The sequence below is a fragment of the Tangfeifania diversioriginum genome (assembly GCF_900141875.1).
GTDB lineage: Bacteria > Bacteroidota > Bacteroidia > Bacteroidales > Prolixibacteraceae > Tangfeifania > Tangfeifania diversioriginum.
Genome location: NZ_FQZE01000005.1, coordinates 39775 through 56439 on the forward strand (window position 1 = coordinate 39775; position 16665 = coordinate 56439).

The window sequence follows — 16665 nt, forward strand, 5'->3', positions numbered from 1 at the left end:
AATTATTTTGGTTTTGTTAATATTTCGAGTACATAGTCACTTCTTTCCTGGTCCGTTTTAAAATTTGTGTTCAGAAAATCAGGGAAAAAGAAAATTTTCAGAATGGCAAACATGATAAACAGTTTGATTAAGATGATTATCCAAACCTGCCTGCCCCAGTTGCTCATATTTTTAAACCCGCTTAAATAGAATCTCCAGACACGCAGCAAAATATTCTCATTTTTATTGTCCATCCGTACTAAATAACTTTTTGAATTTATATTTTCAGCAGTTGATGGTAGTTCGATATTTAAAAGTTTGAAATTAAATAAAATATTGAAAACTGAAAACAGTACTTTCATTAATCACTAAATTAGTTGTCAGTATCAAACCAGAAATATGTTTTACAGCAATATTGGCAATTTTGATATTCAGATAGCGGATATAACTCTCATATGACGCTTCTTTCCAAGATATTTAAAGTTATATATTCTACCTGTTCTGGCTTGAAAAATATTTGGTCACAAGTTTCATAATTAATCATTTGTTCGTTAAATTTGTTGTTGAAATGAAATTAAGTTTGTTTAAATCTAAAGCTAATTGAAATGGACAACAATAAAACACAAACCGATGTTTTGGTAATTGGAAGCAGTGCGGCAGGTTTGGTTGCGGCACTAACCGGAAAAAGAGTTTATCCGGATAAAAAATTTACGGTCACAACACAAAATCCCAAAACACTCATCCCGTGCGGAATTCCTTATATTTTTGGGTCGGTGGGAAGTTCTGATAATGATATTCTTCCGGCCGATAAAATGTTTGAGGCCAATGATATAGAAATGGTCGTGGATATAGCCGAGGAGATTAACTTGAAAGAAAAAAATGTGCGGTTTAAATCGGGAAGCGTAATTGCTTACGATAAACTGGTTATTGGCACCGGCTCTACTCCAATACACCCTGGCTGGTTGAAAGGTGCAGACCTGGAAAATGTTTTCAAGGTTCCCAAAAATAAAACTTACCTCGATGAAATGCACACGAAACTGACGGATGCCAAAAATATTGTAACCATTGGAGCCGGATTTATTGGTATCGAAATTTCAGATGAACTCCGAAAAGCCGGTAAAAATGTTACGATGGTAGAAAAATTGCCAAACATTTTGGGCATGGCTTTCGATAAAGATATTTCGGAAAGAGCTGAAAGTTTACTCACTGAAAGGGGAGTGAAAATTTTAACCGGAACACTTGTCTCGGAGATAACAGGAAATGGAAAAGCCGATGGTGTACTGCTCGATGATGGGCAAAAGATTGAAGCTGATGCAGTGATTTTGGCAATGGGCTACCAGCCCAACTCCAAACTGGCCGGAGAAGCTGGTCTTCCTGTTAGTAACAAAGGTTTTATAAAAGTTGATGATTACATGCGCACGGAAGATTCCAGCGTTTTTGCCGTGGGCGATTGTGCTGAAAAACGTGACTTTTTTACCCGCAAACCTTCGCCGGTAATGCTGGCATCAACAGCATGTGCCGAGGCTCGTATTGCCGGAATGAACCTGTTTAAACTGTCGGCTATTAAAACGTTTATCGGCACCATTTCAATTTTCTCTACTGCCATTGGCGAAACAGGATTTGGCGTTGCTGGAATTACCGAGACCCAGGCAGCAGCAGAGAATTTCGATTTTATAACAGGCACTTTCGAAGGCATCGACCGGCATCCCGGTGCTTTGGAAGATACGCATAAACAGTTTGTAAAACTTGTGGTTGGAAAGGAAGCCGGGGTAATTTTAGGCGGCGAAGTGTATGGCGGCCTTTCGGCGGGTGAATTAACCAATACACTGGGAATCATCGTTCAGAATAAAATGACGCTGAATTCACTGCTTACTGCTCAATTTGGCACACATCCGTTGCTTACAGCCTCACCTGCAGGATATCCGCTGGTGAAAGCAGCCGAAAATGCCGCATCAAAAATTATGTTTACAGCAAGAAAATAATAAATTTTTCATCTACCTGAGTATGTTAAAAATGAAACCGGTAACACGTCAAAAAGTTAATATTGTAATAGACATTTTAATGTTTGTGGTGATGGCAGCATTGGCTGTTATCGGTTTTCTTATTCGTTACACATTAATTTCAGGTGAAGCGCGGTGGGAAAAATTCGGCAGTAATATTGAAATGACCCTGTTTGGCTTAGACCGTCATCAATGGGGTTTCATCCACCTTGTATTGGGGGTAATGTTAGCAGTGCTTCTTGTATTGCATATTGTGTTTCACTGGAAGCAAATAATTTGCCTTTTCAGACGGTTAACTCCCCTGCGACCTCAAAGGTATGCATTGGTTTCGGCTATAACAGTTGTGAGCTTGCTGATTCTCATTTCTCCTTTCTTCCTGAAGGTTGAATTGGGCGAATCTATCCGCGGACAAGGCGAAAGGGGTGGCCGGAATGTTTCCCGGACTTCTGGTGCGTATTTACCTTCCGAATCCGAAGACAGAACACCGCTTTCATCAGAAGTATTAAATGAATTGCCACAAACACAAGCAATACACCAAAACCAAAATCGAAGACATGGAGAGGCTCGAATGCTCGAAATAAAAGGCTACCACACAATTGGCACACTTGCCAAAAATTATAATGTTTCAGCAGCCAAATTAAAGAACACCTTAAATATTCCGTCAGATGTTTCATCAAATGAGCGTTTGGGCCGTATCCGCAGGATTTATGGATTTTCTATGCGTGAGGTTGAAGAATGTATTCTGGCATTGCAACACTCAACGGGTGACCAGACTCAGCATAACAACAGTCAATAAAGCCCAAACGATTTTTTCTGTTGGCTGGAAATTCGAATACAACTTCCTGTTTGTTTTGGCTATGAACAGTAAAGCTGGTTTTTCAGTACCCGGAAGTAGTGCTTCCCGGAGTTGAAGTAAAAATAAAAAACCGCTGCAACATTCTATAAAAATTACATCTCCCTTAAACTTTCATTCTATAAAATGGTTTATTGTGAAACACATCTTATTTGCCTGAACTTTTCATGAATTATTCGGGTTACAATATTTGAGTTAGAATTTGAATGAGTTTGGTTATTTTTTGAAAGGGGTATGTTTTTTATGAGAGATATTTTTTTGAAGAAGATTAATCGCACCGGGGCGCTCTTCACATTTTTGTTAATTCCTTTTTTTATTTTTGGGCAGGCAGCTGTAAATCCGGCTGTAAACTCCGAAGACGTTGAAATTGGGGTAGTTGAGCACCTCGATGAATTTTTGCCCGACAGCATTTCGTTAATTAATGAAAATGGTGAGCAGGTTTGGTTGTCCGATGTAATTGATAAGCCCACTGTAATCAACTTCGTTTATTATCGTTGTCCCGGAATTTGCAGCCCGCTAATGGAAGCAGTAGCCGGGGTAATGAATAAATCGGAACTGGTGGCCGGTGAAGATTACCAGGTATTAACCATCAGTTTTGATCCGGTGGAGACGATTGATTTGGGCATCCGAAAGAAAAATAATTACCTCGGGTTAATGTCGGATGAGAAAGCTGCTGAAGCTGAAAAAGGCTGGCTTTTTTATGTGAGCGACAGCGCAAGTATTAAGCGTGCTACCGAAGCAACAGGTTTCAGGTACCGGAAAACCGGCAACGATTACTTGCACGCGGCATCACTTACGGTAGTCAGTCCCAAAGGAAAAATCACCCGCTACCTGAACGGGATGCAATTTTTGCCGTTTGAATGGAAAATGGCTATTGTGGAAGCGTCAAAAGGGCAGTCGGGACCTACAATGAATAAAGTTTTACGGTTTTGTTTTACCTACGATCCTGCCGGTCAGTCTTATGTGTTGAACTTTACAAAGGTTGGCGGAGCGGTAATAATGTTTTTCGCAGTGGTATTATTACTATATTTGGTATTGAAACCGAAGAAAAAAGCTAAATATTTAAACTAAACTGAATATGCAATCTACAAATGCTGTAAATCAGGCAAACTATTTGGAATACCGCGGGCGGTTCAAAGGTTTGTTCGGATGGATTTTTTCAACCGACCACAAGCGTATCGGATTACTTTACCTCTACTCAATGGCTGTTATGTTTTCGGTAGGGGTGTTGCTGGGGTTAGCCATGAAACTTGAACTGCTGGCCCCCGGCAAAACCATTATGGATGCCCAGGATTACAATGCCACATTCACGGTTCACGGTGTTATTATGATTTTTATGGTAGTGGTTCCGGGGCTACCGGCTGTGTTCGGGAACTTCCTGCTGCCCATAATGATTGGTGCCAAAGACGTGGCCTTTCCAAAACTTAACCTGCTCTCGTGGTGGTTTTATGTGGCAGGTGTATTTTTGGTTTTGGCTGCTTTGCTGTTTGGCCCCGGAACTCCGGATACCGGCTGGACGTTTTATGCACCCTACAGTTTTAAAACCGGAACTAATATGCTGCCGGCTATTTTCGGGGCTTTCATTCTCGGTTTTTCTTCCATATTGACGGGACTGAATTTTTTGGTTACCATCCACCGGATGCGTTGCCCGGGGTTGAAGTGGAGTAAACTTTCTTTGTTTGTATGGACGCTTTACGGAACGGCCTGGATTCAGCTGCTTGCCACTCCGGTTGTTGGTATTACGCTAGTTTTGGTTGCGCTCGAACGCCTTTTCGGAGTTGGAATATTCGATCCGGCACTTGGCGGCGACCCGATTCTTTACCAGCACCTGTTCTGGATTTATTCCCATCCGGCTGTTTATATAATGATTCTTCCGGCCATGGGAGCTATTTCCGAAATTATACCCACATTTTCGCAGAAGCATATTTTTGGATACAAAGCAATTATTGCTTCAACTATGGCTATTGCTTTTGTGGGTTACCTTGTTTGGGGGCATCACATGTTTACCGCCGGAATGAGCGGAACAGCCCAATACTATTTTTCATTGCTTACTTTTCTGGTTGCAATACCCAGTGCAATAAAAGTATTCAACTGGATTTCTACCATGTATAAAGGGTCGATAAATATTCAAACTCCTTTTTACTGGGCGATTTCTTTTATTTTTGTATTTATGATTGGCGGGTTAAGCGGACTCGTTTTGGGGGCGCTCGCTGCCAATATTTATGTGCACGATACAGCTTTTGTGGTGGGCCACTTTCACTACATTGTTTTTGGCGGTACTGGCTTTGCCTTTTTTGCCGCCATCCATTATTGGTTTCCGAAAATATTTGGCCGCATGTACGACAAAGCCTGGGCCAATATCGGCTGGATAGTTTTTACTATTGGCTTTTTAACACTCTATTCACCCATGTTTTATTTGGGTATGATGGGCATGCCAAGACGTTATTACGATTACCTGGAAGAATTTCATGGCGGAAATATTTTAAGTACTTTCGGATCATGGATACTTGCAACGGGTTTTATCATTATTATAGTAAATCTTGTGCGATCTGCGCGAAGGGGTGAAAAAGCGGAAATGAATCCCTGGAAAGGAAAGACCCTGGAGTGGACTGTTCCTTCGCCGCCGCCGGTTGAAAATTTTGATGAAATTCCGGAAATAGCTGAAGATGACGGACCGTACAACTATTAAAAACTGAATCAATAATGGAAAAGGTTACACACGCACCTCACGACCATTACGATGCAGAAGCATCAAAAATAGGAATGTGGCTGTTTATTTTTACCGAGCTTTTGCTTTTTGGCATTCTCTTCGTCATTTATTCCGTTTACCGCTACCTGAACCACGATGCGTTCCATTTGGCAGCCGCGGAGCTCGACACGTTTACAGGTGCTGTTAATACACTCATTTTGCTTGTTAGCAGTATGACTATTGCCATGTCGGTAACTGCACTTCAGAAAAATAATAAACCGCTGACGCTGTTGCTCAACGGAATTACTTTTGTTATCGGTGTGGTTTTCCTGGTGAATAAATACTTTGAGTGGGGGGCTAAATTTGACCACGGTATTTTTCCGGGCTCTGCTACCCTGGCCGAAACATTGAGCCAGGGTGAGATTTTATTTTTTGGCCTCTATTTTATTATGACCGGGCTGCATGCACTGCACATTATTATCGGCCTTGTTTTTATTGCCGTGGTAATGTGGAAAGTAGCCAGAGGAAAGGTTCATGCCGGGAGATCAGCTCTGCTCGAAAACTCCGGGCTCTACTGGCACCTGGTCGATATTATCTGGATTTTCCTTTTTCCGTTGTTTTATCTAATTGTTTAAACCTATTTTTTATGTCAGACGAAAAAACCCATATTGTGCCCTACCGCGTTTATGCTTTCGTACTTGTAGCATTGGTGGTTTTAACTTTTTTATCAATTGCCATAACCGGTTACGACCTGGGTAAATATACTGTTGCAGGTGCATTGATTTTTGCAGTAGTGAAATCTTTTTTAGTGCTCACCTATTTTATGCACCTCAAGTACGATAAGCCATACATTAAAATAATGGTAGGTTTTGTCTTTGCAATTCTTGTAGTAACCATAGTTGTCACATTTTTAGATTATTTATACCGATAAAACCATGTACAGTTCTGAAATTACACAGGCGTCTAATTTTGTGAAGGGTGTCGATCTTACTTTTCTGGTAATACTGGGAATTTCATTTTTCTTTCTGATTTCCCTTACTGTTTTAATGATAGTTTTTATTTACAAGTACAACCGCAAGAGGCATCCGGTTGCAAAACAAATTGAAGGAAGTACAAAATTGGAAATAATATGGACCGTAATCCCCCTTCTTTTAACCTTGCTGATGTTTTATTTCGGCTGGGCGGGCTACAAGCCCATGACAAAAGTGCCTGACGATGCCATGGAAGTTACCGTTTACGGGCGAATGTGGAACTTTTCTTTTGAGTACGAAAACGGTAAACGTACCGATACACTTTTCCTACCCAAAGACAAGCCGGTGAAACTGAACCTTGTGGCAATGGACGTGTTGCACAGCCTTTATATTCCGGCTTTCAGGGTAAAACAGGACATGGTTCCCGGGAAAGAAAATAATTTTATGTGGTTTGAACCGCAAAAAGAAGGTACTTATGAATTGTTTTGTGCTGAATATTGCGGGCTGCAACACTCCTATATGTATTCTTATGTGAATGTGATGGAAGACACTGCTTTCCAGTCGTGGATTGCCGATACCACACAGGTATTGGCTGAAAATATCGATTCGCCCACAGCCACCGGTAAGCGGATAATGCAAAATATTGGCTGCTTTGCCTGCCATTCACTGGATGGTTCCCGTTTGGTAGGTCCCTCTTTTAAAGGAATATGGGGAGAAGAAATTACCGTGGTGACAGACGGCGAAGAACGGCAGGTAGTTGTTGATGAGGAATATGTCCGCCGTTCGATTTACGAACCCAATGCCGATGTGGTTGACGGGTTCAACAAAGGACTGATGCTTTCCTACGAAGGCCAGCTTTCCGAAGAAGATGTCAACAATATTATTGAATACCTCAAAACAGTGAATTGAACATTTTGAAACACTTCCTGAAAATTATTGTTGAACTGGGCAAAGTGCGAATCGCTTTGCCCGTTGCTTTGTCTGCACTTGCGGGTTTTGTTTTGTACAAGGGCGAAATAAACAGTCAGGCCTTGCTGATGGCTTTGGGCGTATTTTTAATGGCCTGCGCCTCGGGAACATTAAATCACTGGCAGGAACGAAAAACCGACGCTAAAATGCCCCGCACACAGTTGAGGCCACTTCCTTCGGGCAGAATTACTTCACTGCAGGGATTTATGGTAGCTTTGGGTTATGCAGCTGCCGGTTCATTCATTTTACTATTTTCGAATCCATTAACTGCCCTGGTTTTGAGCTGGGCCACCCTGGCATCCTACAACCTTATTTATACCCCGCTCAAAAAGGTAACTGCTTTTGCAGTAATTCCGGGTTCGCTGGTGGGGGCGCTTCCGCCACTCATTGGCTGGACGGCTGCCGGTGGGCAGATTTTTTCAGAAACGATACTCATTGTCGCCACTTTCTTTTTTATCGGTCAGATTCCACATTTCTGGCTGCTTTTAATGCTTTTTGGCGACCAGTATAAACTGGCAGGTCTTCCCAGCCTGACCGATATCTTTTCTGAAGTGCAGCTAAAACGTGTTACTTATGCCTGGGTGCTTACCACAATTGCATCAGCTTTCTTGGTTCTTTTCTTTGTTTTTACCAGTCGCATTTTGTTATTTATTTTACTTGCCTATGTGCTGTTTCTGATGATTTCACTCAGCCGCTCGGTTATATTCAGGGAGAATTTTAAGGTGCTTCAGGCATTCTACCAGCTCAACTTTCTTTACCTTTTTATGATGCTGTTTTTAATTGCAGAAGGTTTGTTGCGCTGACGCAAAATACACACCAATAAATTTTATTAAGCCTTTTGGGTATTTATCAATTCGAACAATACGCCTTCACGCAGTGCATAATCGGTTTGAATGATTCGCCTGATTCCAATGGCTGAAATAAGTTTCCGGATAAGTATCATGGCGGGAACAATCAAGTCGATTCGCACATTGTCCATCCCCTTCATTTTCAGGCGTTCTTCGCGGGTCGATGCTATTAAGCTGTCATACACCCGATTGAAATCAGGAAGTGAAATTTCCTGCCGTATCCGCTGTTTTTCGCCGGGGTTTACTTTATCGATGAGGTCGGCAATGGTGTCAAAAGCACCGGCACAGCCAATTAACCATTGCACGCTGCGTTTTTTGCAGTTTTCAATTGCAGCTGCGTGCCGGGAGGTAAAGTAATTTTCAAGTGTTTTAATTTCTTCTGATTTTAATGGATTTGAGAGCGAAAACTGGTTGATTACCCGCGCCATGCCGGTTGGTTGGCTGTCTTTCCAGATGAGCTGGTTTTTCTCGGCCATAATCATTTCGTTGCTTCCACCCCCGATATCGAGCACAACAGTTGGGGCATTTATTTTTTCAAATGCCAGCAATACACCTTCAAAAATTAGCTGCGCCTCATTTTCGCCTGTAACAATTTTGGTCACCCAGCCGGTTTGAGAACTGATATTTTCAAGCAGTTCAATTTTATTTTTTGCATCGCGGATGCCCGAAGTGGCCACAAATCGCACCTTTTCGGCATGTAATTCTGAAATTATTTTTTTGAAAACCCTGAGGCACTCCAGTACCCGGTTGGTTGCTTCACTGCTGATTTCATTTTGTTGAATTTTGCCGTCGCCCAGCTGAACCAGTTGCTTGCTCTGGTGAAGAATGGTGAATGCACGATTTTTAATTTCTGCCACCAGCAGGTTACAAGTGTTGGTTCCCAAATCGATTACAGCAACTCGCATATAGTAAATTTATGAAATTGGATGCATATTTTAAAATTCTGATTCAATTTCCTACGTATTAAAATGAAATTTGGGGATTTAAAAAATCAGGGCAAATGATGTAGTACTCCAAAATCGAATGGTGACCATACAGCTGTTTTAATTCCGGTTTTTTTCAAAGCATTATTAGCCCAAACGTTGCAGGTAAAAAAAATCGTAAACTTTCCGTTGGCTTCATAAAAATCATCCTGGCATGTGTAACCCGGGAAATCGAGTTTCTGTAATTCACCGGTTGCATTTTTTTTAAAGGAGGAATCGATGTAGTTGTTTAAAGCGTGGAGTTGCCCGTCGCAGATTTCCACTTCCTTCCAGTTGTTAAACGAGCGGCCCAGTGAGGTAACATGCATGGCCGTTTCCGTTTTCAGGAACAGTGCCCTGAATGCAACCGGAAAAGTCAGATCCGACCACTCGGGGGTTTTTATATAAAATTCCTTGTCGCCCCAGCCAAACGCAACAAACCGGGTGCCTGCAGCTAACTGTAACTGTGAACGCAAATCAGGGTCAACATTTTCAACGGGCAAAATGATGTCGAGGTGAACGCCGTTGGTTGAAACAAAAATTTTATGCTCGGGGCGGCAGTTTTTTTCTGACGGGTGCGTGGGCAGAACCGAAAGCAGCAGGGCTGCGGCAAAGTAAAGCACTGGTAAACCAATCAGCAAAGCCAATCCATTTTTCAATGGCTTGACCCATTTTTTGATATTTCTGCTATTCCACACCATGTTTTAAAGATAAAAAGAATGGAGTAGAACCTTCAACCGATTAGTTCCGTTTTCTTTTACGTAAATTAATTATTTCCCCTGTGGAAGGCTGGTCGCCAAAATCCATCCGATTGCGGCGATAAAGTGGTTTCAGCCTGATGCCATACCTTTGTGAAATAAAGTGCATGGTTTCGCCTGCCGAAACCGTGTGGGTGAGCTGGTCTTTTGATGTTCTCCGGTCTTTTCGTTCAATGTAAACCACCTCGCGTGGTTGCGGGCGGTAACCTTCGGCGGAGTCGTTAAATTTGTAAAGCTGCCAGGGTTTCATGTCCAGTTCCTGGGCAATAATTTCGTAGGTATCGCCTTTTTTTGCAATTACGGCTTCCAGCCCGTTTATTTCAACTATTTCGTGCGCCTGAAAAGGATTAATGGTAACACCGGAGTTCATTCCTTCGTTGAGTGGCCTGTTTTCGTTGTAGGCCAAAAGCGGGCTGAAACTCTCTTTGTAATCGAGGCGGTACAGTTTGTTGTCTTCAATAATTTTAATCAGGCGTTTGTCATAGTCGCGCGCCGTGGCGTAGCCGGCCTGTTTAAGGCCTTTGGCCCAGCCCACATAATCGTCGGGTGCCAGCTGAAAAAGAAAGGCATAGCGTGGGTTCGACATCAAAAAGTTGGAGTGGTCGATGTACGAATCTTCCACCGATTTGTATTTCCGGAAACATTCGTTTTTTGCATCGTCGTCGTAGTAAACTTTCCCGCCTTTCCAGTTTCGCTTGCATTTGATGCCAAAATGGTTGTTCGATTTTCGCGAAAGTTCGCTGTTTCCGTTTCCCGATTCCAGCACAGCCTGGGCCATTTTTATACTTGCCGGTATTCCGCTTCGGCCCATTTCTTCAATGGCAAGCAGTTGGTATTTAGTTATATACTGCTGGCGGGTTGATTGCGGACGGGCAATTAACCCGGTAAAGAAAATGAATATGATTAGAAGAATATATTTCATCCTTTGTTGATTTCTTATTTTGCGTTAAAAATAATTTCTTCTGTTGCTTTTTTTATGATAATTGCATTTTTTTATGAACAGTTCAACGTGAATTTCGTTTGTCGCTTCTTTTCAACAATTTTACATGCGTTCATTTTTTTGAAAAATTGTACATTTGAGCAAAATCACTGGTATGGAAACGAAAGAATTACGGATTTTCGTATATGAATATAAATCGGTGGACGAATTGCCTGCCGAAGATCAAAAATTAGTGAAGATTGCCCGCGAAGCTGCCAAAAATGCCTACGCACCTTATTCAACCTTTTATGTAGGGGCTGCGTTACTTTTGGAAAACGATGAAATTTTCAGCGGAAATAACCAGGAAAACGCGGCTTATCCGGCAGGACTTTGTGCTGAGCGGGTGACCCTTTTTTATGCCAATGCCACCTATCCTGATGTGGCCGTGAAAACACTGGCCGTAACCGCCATTAATGGGGCAAATATTGTTGACGGGCCGGTAAAGCCCTGCGGCTCCTGTCGCCAGGCACTGGCAGAAGCCGAGTTTCGTTTTGGTAAACCCATACGAATCATTCTCGACGGAAAGAAAAAAATCCATGTTTTGGCGGGAGTTGAAGATTTGCTGCCATTTGCGTTTAAACCGGAATCACTGGACTGAATTTGTTTTCCCTGAATAGTTTTAATAATTCGTTCCATACCGGGTCATCCGGGGGGTCGGCAACAATGGTAACCTGCGTTTTCTTCACCGGGTGGATAAATTCAAGTTTGCGGGCATGCAGGTGGATGCCTTTATTTTTATTGGAACGCGGGAAGCCATATTTCAAATCGCCTTTAATGCGCATATTAAGCGTGCCCAGCTGAACACGTATTTGATGATGCCTTCCGGTCAGTAATTCTACTTCGAGCAAATGGTAGCGTTGCAAACTTGCCACATGGCGGTAATTTAACTTTGCAAGCTTGGCTCCCGGGATTGGTTTGGGGTAAGCAAAACTTTTGTTTTTGGTGGTGTTTTTTTTGAGGTAATGTTCCAGCGTATCGGCAAATTTGGGCGGGCGTTTATTCACAACGGCCCAATAGGTTTTTTTTATCTGGCCACGCTCTTTAAACAATTTGTTCAGCCGTTCGAGTGCTTTGCCGGTTTTGGCCAGAACCATTACTCCGCTGGTAGGTCGATCGAGCCGGTGTGGCAGTCCCACAAAAACATTCCCGGGCTTGTTGTACTTTTTTTTCAGATATTCCTTCATGTCGTCCACCAGGGTACGCTCATTTGTGATATCCGATTGCACCAACTCACCACAGGCTTTGTTTATCGCAATAATATGATTGTCTTCGTAAAGTACTTCCACTTTAAACCCCGAATTTTAAACTTCCTCAATACTGCTCTTTCTCACTCGGGAAATCTTGCGATTTCACATCTTTTATGTATGAACCCACAGCTCCTTTTATTTCGGCTGCCAGGTTGTGGTAACGGCGTAAAAACCGGGGCGAAAATTGTTGGGTAATGCCAAGCATGTCGTGAATAACGAGTACCTGACCGTCCACCTGGTTGCCGGCGCCAATTCCAATAACAGGAATTTTTAGCTTTTCAGCCACTTTCCCGCCCAGTTTCGCCGGGATTTTTTCCAGCACAACCGAGAAACATCCCGCCTCTTCCAGCAGTTTGGCATCGTTGATCAGTTTTTCAGCTTCTTCTTCCTCTTTTGCACGTACTGTGTAGGTCCCGAATTTATGGATAGATTGCGGCATCAAACCTAAATGTCCCATCACCGGAATTCCGGCCGATATTATCCGGTTTACCGATTCGATAACTTCCGAACCGCCCTCGAGTTTTACAGCGTCGGCAGCCGTTTCTTTCATTATGCGGATGGCCGAAATTAAAGCTTCGCGCGAATTACCCTGGTACGTTCCAAATGGTAAATCCACAACCACCAGTGCGCGATTAACGGCTCTTACTACCGATGCCCCGTGATAAATCATTTGGTCGAGGGTGATGGGCAGCGTGGTTTCATGGCCAGCCATTACATTGGAAGCCGAATCGCCTACCAGAACCACATCGAGGCCCGCTTCATCAACGAGGCTGGCCATACTGAAATCGTAAGCAGTGAGCATGGCAATTTTTTCACCCCTCAGTTTCATTTCCGATAACCGGTGAGTGGTCACTTTTTTTATTTCGTTGTGTACCGACATTTTTATTGATATTTAATTTCTATACAAAAGTAACCAAAGGTTTTTACCTCCGCAACAGCAGCGGTTTCCGAAATGAAAAATCATATATGCTTAACTTTTATTAACCGGTCTGATATTCGGGGTTTAATGAAGTTTAGTTACTTTGTAATGTTAACGAAATGTTCAGGAAATGAAAAGAATCGGATTTTCAGGAATGCTACTTATAATTGTGCTGATTTTTAGCCATTCGCACAGCTACGCTTCAGATGAAATTTTAACTGACAGCTTGTCGTATTTCAACTATTTTAAAAAGGAACTGAACACCGGGGTTGTTTACAGTTTACAACAAGAACGCGAACAAATTCGTACTGAAAATACAAACGATTTTGAAGAAATAACAGAAAATTATCTGCGGTTCCGGTGGGCCAACCGCAACTGGAATTTAGCGTTGTTTAAACAGGAGGTATGGGATTACAATTTTGAAATTGGCCCGTTTTACGGGAATGGTACAATGCTCGACAGTTCGGCAACCCGAATAATTGATGCGGAACAAAAAATGACGGGAGTACGCGCAAAAGCAGCAGCCCGTTACAGCAGCCGTTTTTATTACGATCTTAAAAATTACACCATTGTTAAAGTGGATGCTTGGGGAAGCTACGGCTTGCTGCGCAGAGATGCCACCGGCACGCATACCGATTCTGTTGGGCTGGAATCTTCTTACTCCCAAAAATCGGATCTTTCGAAACTGAGGTATGGTTTTGAGGCAAAAGCAGGCTGGGGACGCGGAAGGTTAAATCCAATGAATCATTTCATGATTGCACAATATCTTCTTGAAAAAAATTATGAAAGAAGGAACTTTTCTGACCGGGAGGTTGTGCTGCTGGCCCGCGAAATTGGCCGGATAAAACATGCAAGAGACGCCAGAACGGGGCACGACCCCGAAACGGAAGCCGGGCAGTTAACCGCTTTTATGAACCGGGAGTTGATGCTGGAATCCCCCGGAGCTGTTTTATCCGACTGGGGAATGGGTGAATTTTTACCCCGTTTTGAAGGAACCCGGATGGAACTGGGACCGTTTTTCAATTATTTCAATCGCGAGCCCGATTTTATTTACGGTGGGTACCTTAAGTTTGAAGATGCCAAATATTGTAGTTTAAAATGGAACCGAAACCTGAGTGCTTCACTGAGCTACAACAGATATAAACAGCGCGACTGGATTTTACTGGAAACAGAACTGGGCTGGAGTTTTTATCCCAACCTGAAATCCAGTTTCGATTTTGGACTGAAATATATCCCGGGTGTAATTGTGAATGACATGGACGATTTTGGCGCTGTCCGCCACAATTTCATTCCTTACGTGAATTACTACTCGCAGCTAAATTCCAATTACCGGATGGATTTGGCTTTTTCGTGGCGGATTGCTGAAAACGATACATTTGTGTTGCCCGGGCCGGAAGTTTCGGTTTCGTTTTATAGAAGCAGGTATTAACTTTGAGTTTTCATAATCACTGTTTCCGCAAAACTTTTCAAATCATCGAGGTTATTTTCCACGATGTTAACAACGATATCCAGATTTATGGAACCATAATCATGCACAGCAAGATTGCGAAACCCTGCCATTGCCTGCATTTTGCTGCTTAACTCCGGTGTTATTATTTTGTTCTTTTCAAGTTTAGTAAATGTATCCCTGTTGCTTTGGGGAAGTCCTAATTTATTAAGCTTAATTATTCTATTCCCTATGTCAATGGCGGTCTGGCAAGCCCTTTCAATATTTAAAATCACGGAATCCTGCCGGGTGAAATTTTCTCTGAAATCATCCTGGTATTCTTCCTTTATTCTTTTTATGCACCGGTTAATTGTGGCTTGTTTATTTATCAGAATTTCGTCCAAATTTTTCTTTGTATTCATTTAGAATATCCTTCCTTGTTTCATTCAAATCAGCATACATTGAATACGTAGTAACTTCAAAATTGTCACATTCATACTCATTTTCAGTGTAAATGCGCTCTCCGTTCTCAACAACTTCGGCGCGCAACACAACCGATGCATCTTTTAAATCAACCAGGTCGATGTCGATATCGAGCAGAGAAGCTAACTCTTCCTGAATTTTCCACTTCTCAACGGTTGAAATTTTTTCCCATGTCAAAAACGCAATGTCAATGTCACTGTCAGGTGTTAGCCTGTTTTCAGCAAAACTTCCGAAAATGTATATCCCCAGCAACCCAGGAATTGCTTTTTTCAAAAAATTGGTAATCTTCCTTTCGGTTTGTTTTTTATTCACTTCAATCTGTTTTCAGTAAAAATAGTAAGAAACATCGATTTACACCCGCAGGAATATTTTTTTCTTGTACATGTAATAAAGCACCAGCCAGATAATTAAAAGGCTGCCGGGCAAAATTACCAGGTGGCTGTTATCACCCAGTGGTTGGGCCAGCCAGCCGAAAAAGAATTCCGAAATACGTTGTACGTTTATAATTCGGGTAAACAGGTACACAAAAATTGAATTCATCCCGATTACTCTGAAGTAGAAGAATATTTTGTGAATTCCCCAGTGGTCAACAATTAGGTAAAACAGTGCCATTAGCAGGAAGCTGATGCCACCTGTGAGCAGATTGAATGTGGAAGTCCAGCAACTTTTTATGATGGGGTAGAATGTGGAAAGCCCCAGCGCCAGAATAATTGAACCTGCTCCCCACACTGCCAGGTAGCCGATTTTTTGCCAGTCGGTTGAATCTTTTTTGCGCAGGATATTTCCTGCAATGGTTCCCATCAGTGTAATTCCGGTGGCCGAGAGGCTGCATAAAATTCCTTCGGGATCGAAAGTTCCGCCATACATTCTTCCGGGCAGGAGCAAACTGTCAATATATCCGTTAATGCAACCTTCGGGTGTGAGTACACCAGCTCCAAATCCGGGGACTGGAATTAACAGCTGAATAATTCCAAATCCGGTCAGGATGCTGACGAGCCAGATTATGCGGCTCCGAAACGATTTAAAATAGATGACGATGAGCGCGGCAAAAAAGTAGCCTATGCCAATTTGCCCGAGCACACTGGCAATGCGGCCGTCGCTGAAACCGCTGCGGAACGTGCCGTTATATAAAATTCCCAGCAGGATAAGAATAACCAATCTTTTTAAAGCCTTCAGAAAAAGTTTTCGTTTCGGGAAATTCTTTTCCAGTTTCGATTTTACCGAAAAGGGGATGGCCACTCCCGCAATAAACATAAACAACGGGAATATCAGATCGTAGAATTTGAAACCTTCCCACTCAACGTGGTGCATCTGGTTTTCGAGCCATCCGGCACCTGAAAGTTGAGCAATGGCAATGGCCAGTGCCCCGCCGCCGGTAATCCAGAACATATCGAAACCACGCAATACATCGAGCGAGTAAAGGCGTTTTTGGGGTTCGGTCCGCAATGATTTAGTCGTCATTTTTATTCGGTTTAAATTGAGCCCCAAAATTAATAATCTTTTTCCGAAAGATAAGAAATTTAACAAGTGGCTCGTAATCTTGGATTTAGCATTTGTTAAGTATTTTTGATGATTGTTATTG

General features: G+C 42.5%; 19 protein-coding genes. 10 read left to right on the plus strand and 9 right to left on the minus strand.

The window, feature by feature from the left end:
* Nucleotides 1–2: 2 nt before the first annotated feature.
* Complete coding sequence (locus BUC07_RS04490; RefSeq protein WP_073166609.1) at nt 3–233, minus strand: DUF4492 domain-containing protein; 231 nt, start codon at nt 231–233, stop codon at nt 3–5.
* 351 nt (nt 234–584) lie between these two features.
* Here BUC07_RS04490 and BUC07_RS04495 point away from each other — a divergent pair, with 351 nt between their 5' ends.
* From BUC07_RS04495 to BUC07_RS04530, 8 genes are all read left to right on the plus strand, one after another.
* On the plus strand, nt 585–1961 hold the full coding sequence (locus BUC07_RS04495) for an FAD-dependent oxidoreductase (RefSeq protein ID WP_073166178.1): 1377 nt from the start codon (nt 585–587) through the stop codon (nt 1959–1961).
* Nucleotides 1924–2775, plus strand: a complete 852-nt coding sequence (locus BUC07_RS04500; RefSeq protein WP_083578093.1) for a DUF4405 domain-containing protein — start codon at nt 1924–1926, stop codon at nt 2773–2775. The genes BUC07_RS04495 and BUC07_RS04500 overlap by 38 nt, the downstream gene beginning before the upstream one ends.
* A gap of 300 nt (nt 2776–3075) precedes the next feature.
* Nucleotides 3076–3903: an SCO family protein gene (locus BUC07_RS04505; RefSeq protein ID WP_175552459.1), complete on the plus strand. Its 828-nt coding sequence runs from the start codon at nt 3076–3078 to the stop codon at nt 3901–3903.
* A 7-nt stretch (nt 3904–3910) separates the two neighbouring features.
* Entirely contained in the window at nt 3911–5521 is a 1611-nt protein-coding gene (locus BUC07_RS04510; RefSeq protein WP_073166185.1) for a cytochrome c oxidase subunit I, read from the plus strand.
* 14 nt (nt 5522–5535) lie between these two features.
* Entirely contained in the window at nt 5536–6156 is a 621-nt protein-coding gene (locus tag BUC07_RS04515) for a cytochrome c oxidase subunit 3 family protein (RefSeq protein ID WP_073166187.1), read from the plus strand.
* 11 nt (nt 6157–6167) lie between these two features.
* Nucleotides 6168–6452 (plus strand): cytochrome C oxidase subunit IV family protein, encoded by a 285-nt coding sequence (locus tag BUC07_RS04520; RefSeq protein ID WP_073166188.1) that lies wholly within the window; start codon nt 6168–6170, stop codon nt 6450–6452.
* Nucleotides 6453–6456: 4 nt separating this feature from the next.
* Nucleotides 6457–7401, plus strand: coding sequence for a cytochrome c oxidase subunit II (coxB, locus tag BUC07_RS04525; RefSeq protein ID WP_073166190.1), 945 nt, complete (start codon nt 6457–6459; stop codon nt 7399–7401).
* Nucleotides 7398–8264: a protoheme IX farnesyltransferase gene (locus tag BUC07_RS04530; protein ID WP_073166192.1), complete on the plus strand. Its 867-nt coding sequence runs from the start codon at nt 7398–7400 to the stop codon at nt 8262–8264. Before coxB ends, BUC07_RS04530 begins: the two co-directional genes overlap by 4 nt.
* A 26-nt stretch (nt 8265–8290) precedes the next feature.
* Here BUC07_RS04530 and BUC07_RS04535 read toward each other — a convergent pair whose 3' ends face one another.
* The 3 genes from BUC07_RS04535 to BUC07_RS04545 all read right to left on the minus strand — a co-directional run bounded on the left by BUC07_RS04535 (nt 8291) and on the right by BUC07_RS04545 (nt 10951).
* The gene (locus BUC07_RS04535; RefSeq protein ID WP_073166218.1) at nt 8291–9214 is read right to left on the minus strand and encodes a Ppx/GppA phosphatase family protein; all 924 of its coding nucleotides are present in this window, start codon (nt 9212–9214) and stop codon (nt 8291–8293) included.
* An 86-nt stretch (nt 9215–9300) separates the two neighbouring features.
* The gene (locus tag BUC07_RS04540; protein WP_073166221.1) at nt 9301–9972 is read right to left on the minus strand and encodes a TIGR02117 family protein; all 672 of its coding nucleotides are present in this window, start codon (nt 9970–9972) and stop codon (nt 9301–9303) included.
* A 40-nt stretch (nt 9973–10012) separates the two neighbouring features.
* On the minus strand, nt 10013–10951 hold the full coding sequence (locus BUC07_RS04545; protein ID WP_073166224.1) for a glucosaminidase domain-containing protein: 939 nt from the start codon (nt 10949–10951) through the stop codon (nt 10013–10015).
* Between the two features lie 172 nt (nt 10952–11123).
* Between BUC07_RS04545 and cdd the strand changes: the two genes are divergently transcribed.
* Entirely contained in the window at nt 11124–11606 is a 483-nt protein-coding gene (gene cdd / locus BUC07_RS04550; protein ID WP_073166227.1) for a cytidine deaminase, read from the plus strand.
* Here cdd and BUC07_RS04555 read toward each other — a convergent pair.
* Both BUC07_RS04555 and panB read right to left on the minus strand, forming a co-directional pair.
* Complete coding sequence (locus BUC07_RS04555; protein WP_073166229.1) at nt 11584–12294, minus strand: RluA family pseudouridine synthase; 711 nt, start codon at nt 12292–12294, stop codon at nt 11584–11586. The genes cdd and BUC07_RS04555 overlap by 23 nt on opposite strands.
* A gap of 25 nt (nt 12295–12319) precedes the next feature.
* Nucleotides 12320–13135 carry a 3-methyl-2-oxobutanoate hydroxymethyltransferase gene (gene panB / locus BUC07_RS04560; RefSeq protein WP_073166232.1) on the minus strand — a complete coding sequence of 272 codons (816 nt, stop codon included), beginning with the start codon at nt 13133–13135 and terminating at the stop codon, nt 12320–12322.
* A 169-nt stretch (nt 13136–13304) separates the two neighbouring features.
* On the opposite strand from panB, the gene BUC07_RS04565 reads away from it, so the two are divergent.
* Nucleotides 13305–14603, plus strand: coding sequence for a hypothetical protein (locus tag BUC07_RS04565; protein WP_073166235.1), 1299 nt, complete (start codon nt 13305–13307; stop codon nt 14601–14603).
* Here the strand turns inward: BUC07_RS04565 and hepT are convergent.
* From hepT to BUC07_RS04580, 3 genes are read right to left on the minus strand one after another with little or no spacing between them, the layout of a single operon-like run.
* A complete protein-coding gene (gene hepT / locus BUC07_RS04570) occupies nt 14600–15022 on the minus strand; it encodes a type VII toxin-antitoxin system HepT family RNase toxin (protein WP_245792636.1) in 423 nt (140 codons plus the stop codon). The two genes, BUC07_RS04565 and hepT, sit on opposite strands and share 4 nt — an antisense overlap.
* Nucleotides 14982–15395: a type VII toxin-antitoxin system MntA family adenylyltransferase antitoxin gene (gene mntA, locus BUC07_RS04575; RefSeq protein ID WP_175552460.1), complete on the minus strand. Its 414-nt coding sequence runs from the start codon at nt 15393–15395 to the stop codon at nt 14982–14984. The genes hepT and mntA overlap by 41 nt, the downstream gene beginning before the upstream one ends.
* 39 nt (nt 15396–15434) lie before the next feature.
* A complete protein-coding gene (locus tag BUC07_RS04580) occupies nt 15435–16544 on the minus strand; it encodes an acyltransferase family protein (RefSeq protein ID WP_073166241.1) in 1110 nt (369 codons plus the stop codon).
* Nucleotides 16545–16665: the final 121 nt, after the last annotated feature.

Bases quoted from the DNA above. Each gene is read 5' to 3' on its own strand.
- panB (WP_073166232.1), bottom strand. From the start codon at position 13,135: ATGTCGGTACACAACGAAATAAAAAAAGTGACCACTCACCGGTTATCG.
- BUC07_RS04535 (WP_073166218.1), bottom strand. From the start codon at position 9,214: ATGCGAGTTGCTGTAATCGATTTGGGAACCAACACTTGTAACCTGCTG.
- BUC07_RS04505 (WP_175552459.1), top strand. From the start codon at position 3,076: ATGAGAGATATTTTTTTGAAGAAGATTAATCGCACCGGGGCGCTCTTC.
- BUC07_RS04580 (WP_073166241.1), bottom strand. From the start codon at position 16,544: ATGACGACTAAATCATTGCGGACCGAACCCCAAAAACGCCTTTACTCG.
- coxB (WP_073166190.1), top strand. From the start codon at position 6,457: ATGTACAGTTCTGAAATTACACAGGCGTCTAATTTTGTGAAGGGTGTC.
- hepT (WP_245792636.1), bottom strand. From the start codon at position 15,022: ATGAATACAAAGAAAAATTTGGACGAAATTCTGATAAATAAACAAGCC.
- BUC07_RS04495 (WP_073166178.1), top strand. From the start codon at position 585: ATGGACAACAATAAAACACAAACCGATGTTTTGGTAATTGGAAGCAGT.
- BUC07_RS04545 (WP_073166224.1), bottom strand. From the start codon at position 10,951: ATGAAATATATTCTTCTAATCATATTCATTTTCTTTACCGGGTTAATT.
- BUC07_RS04490 (WP_073166609.1), bottom strand. From the start codon at position 233: ATGGACAATAAAAATGAGAATATTTTGCTGCGTGTCTGGAGATTCTAT.
- BUC07_RS04510 (WP_073166185.1), top strand. From the start codon at position 3,911: ATGCAATCTACAAATGCTGTAAATCAGGCAAACTATTTGGAATACCGC.
- BUC07_RS04520 (WP_073166188.1), top strand. From the start codon at position 6,168: ATGTCAGACGAAAAAACCCATATTGTGCCCTACCGCGTTTATGCTTTC.
- cdd (WP_073166227.1), top strand. From the start codon at position 11,124: ATGGAAACGAAAGAATTACGGATTTTCGTATATGAATATAAATCGGTG.
- BUC07_RS04540 (WP_073166221.1), bottom strand. From the start codon at position 9,972: ATGGTGTGGAATAGCAGAAATATCAAAAAATGGGTCAAGCCATTGAAA.
- BUC07_RS04515 (WP_073166187.1), top strand. From the start codon at position 5,536: ATGGAAAAGGTTACACACGCACCTCACGACCATTACGATGCAGAAGCA.
- BUC07_RS04500 (WP_083578093.1), top strand. From the start codon at position 1,924: ATGCCGCATCAAAAATTATGTTTACAGCAAGAAAATAATAAATTTTTC.
- BUC07_RS04565 (WP_073166235.1), top strand. From the start codon at position 13,305: ATGAAAAGAATCGGATTTTCAGGAATGCTACTTATAATTGTGCTGATT.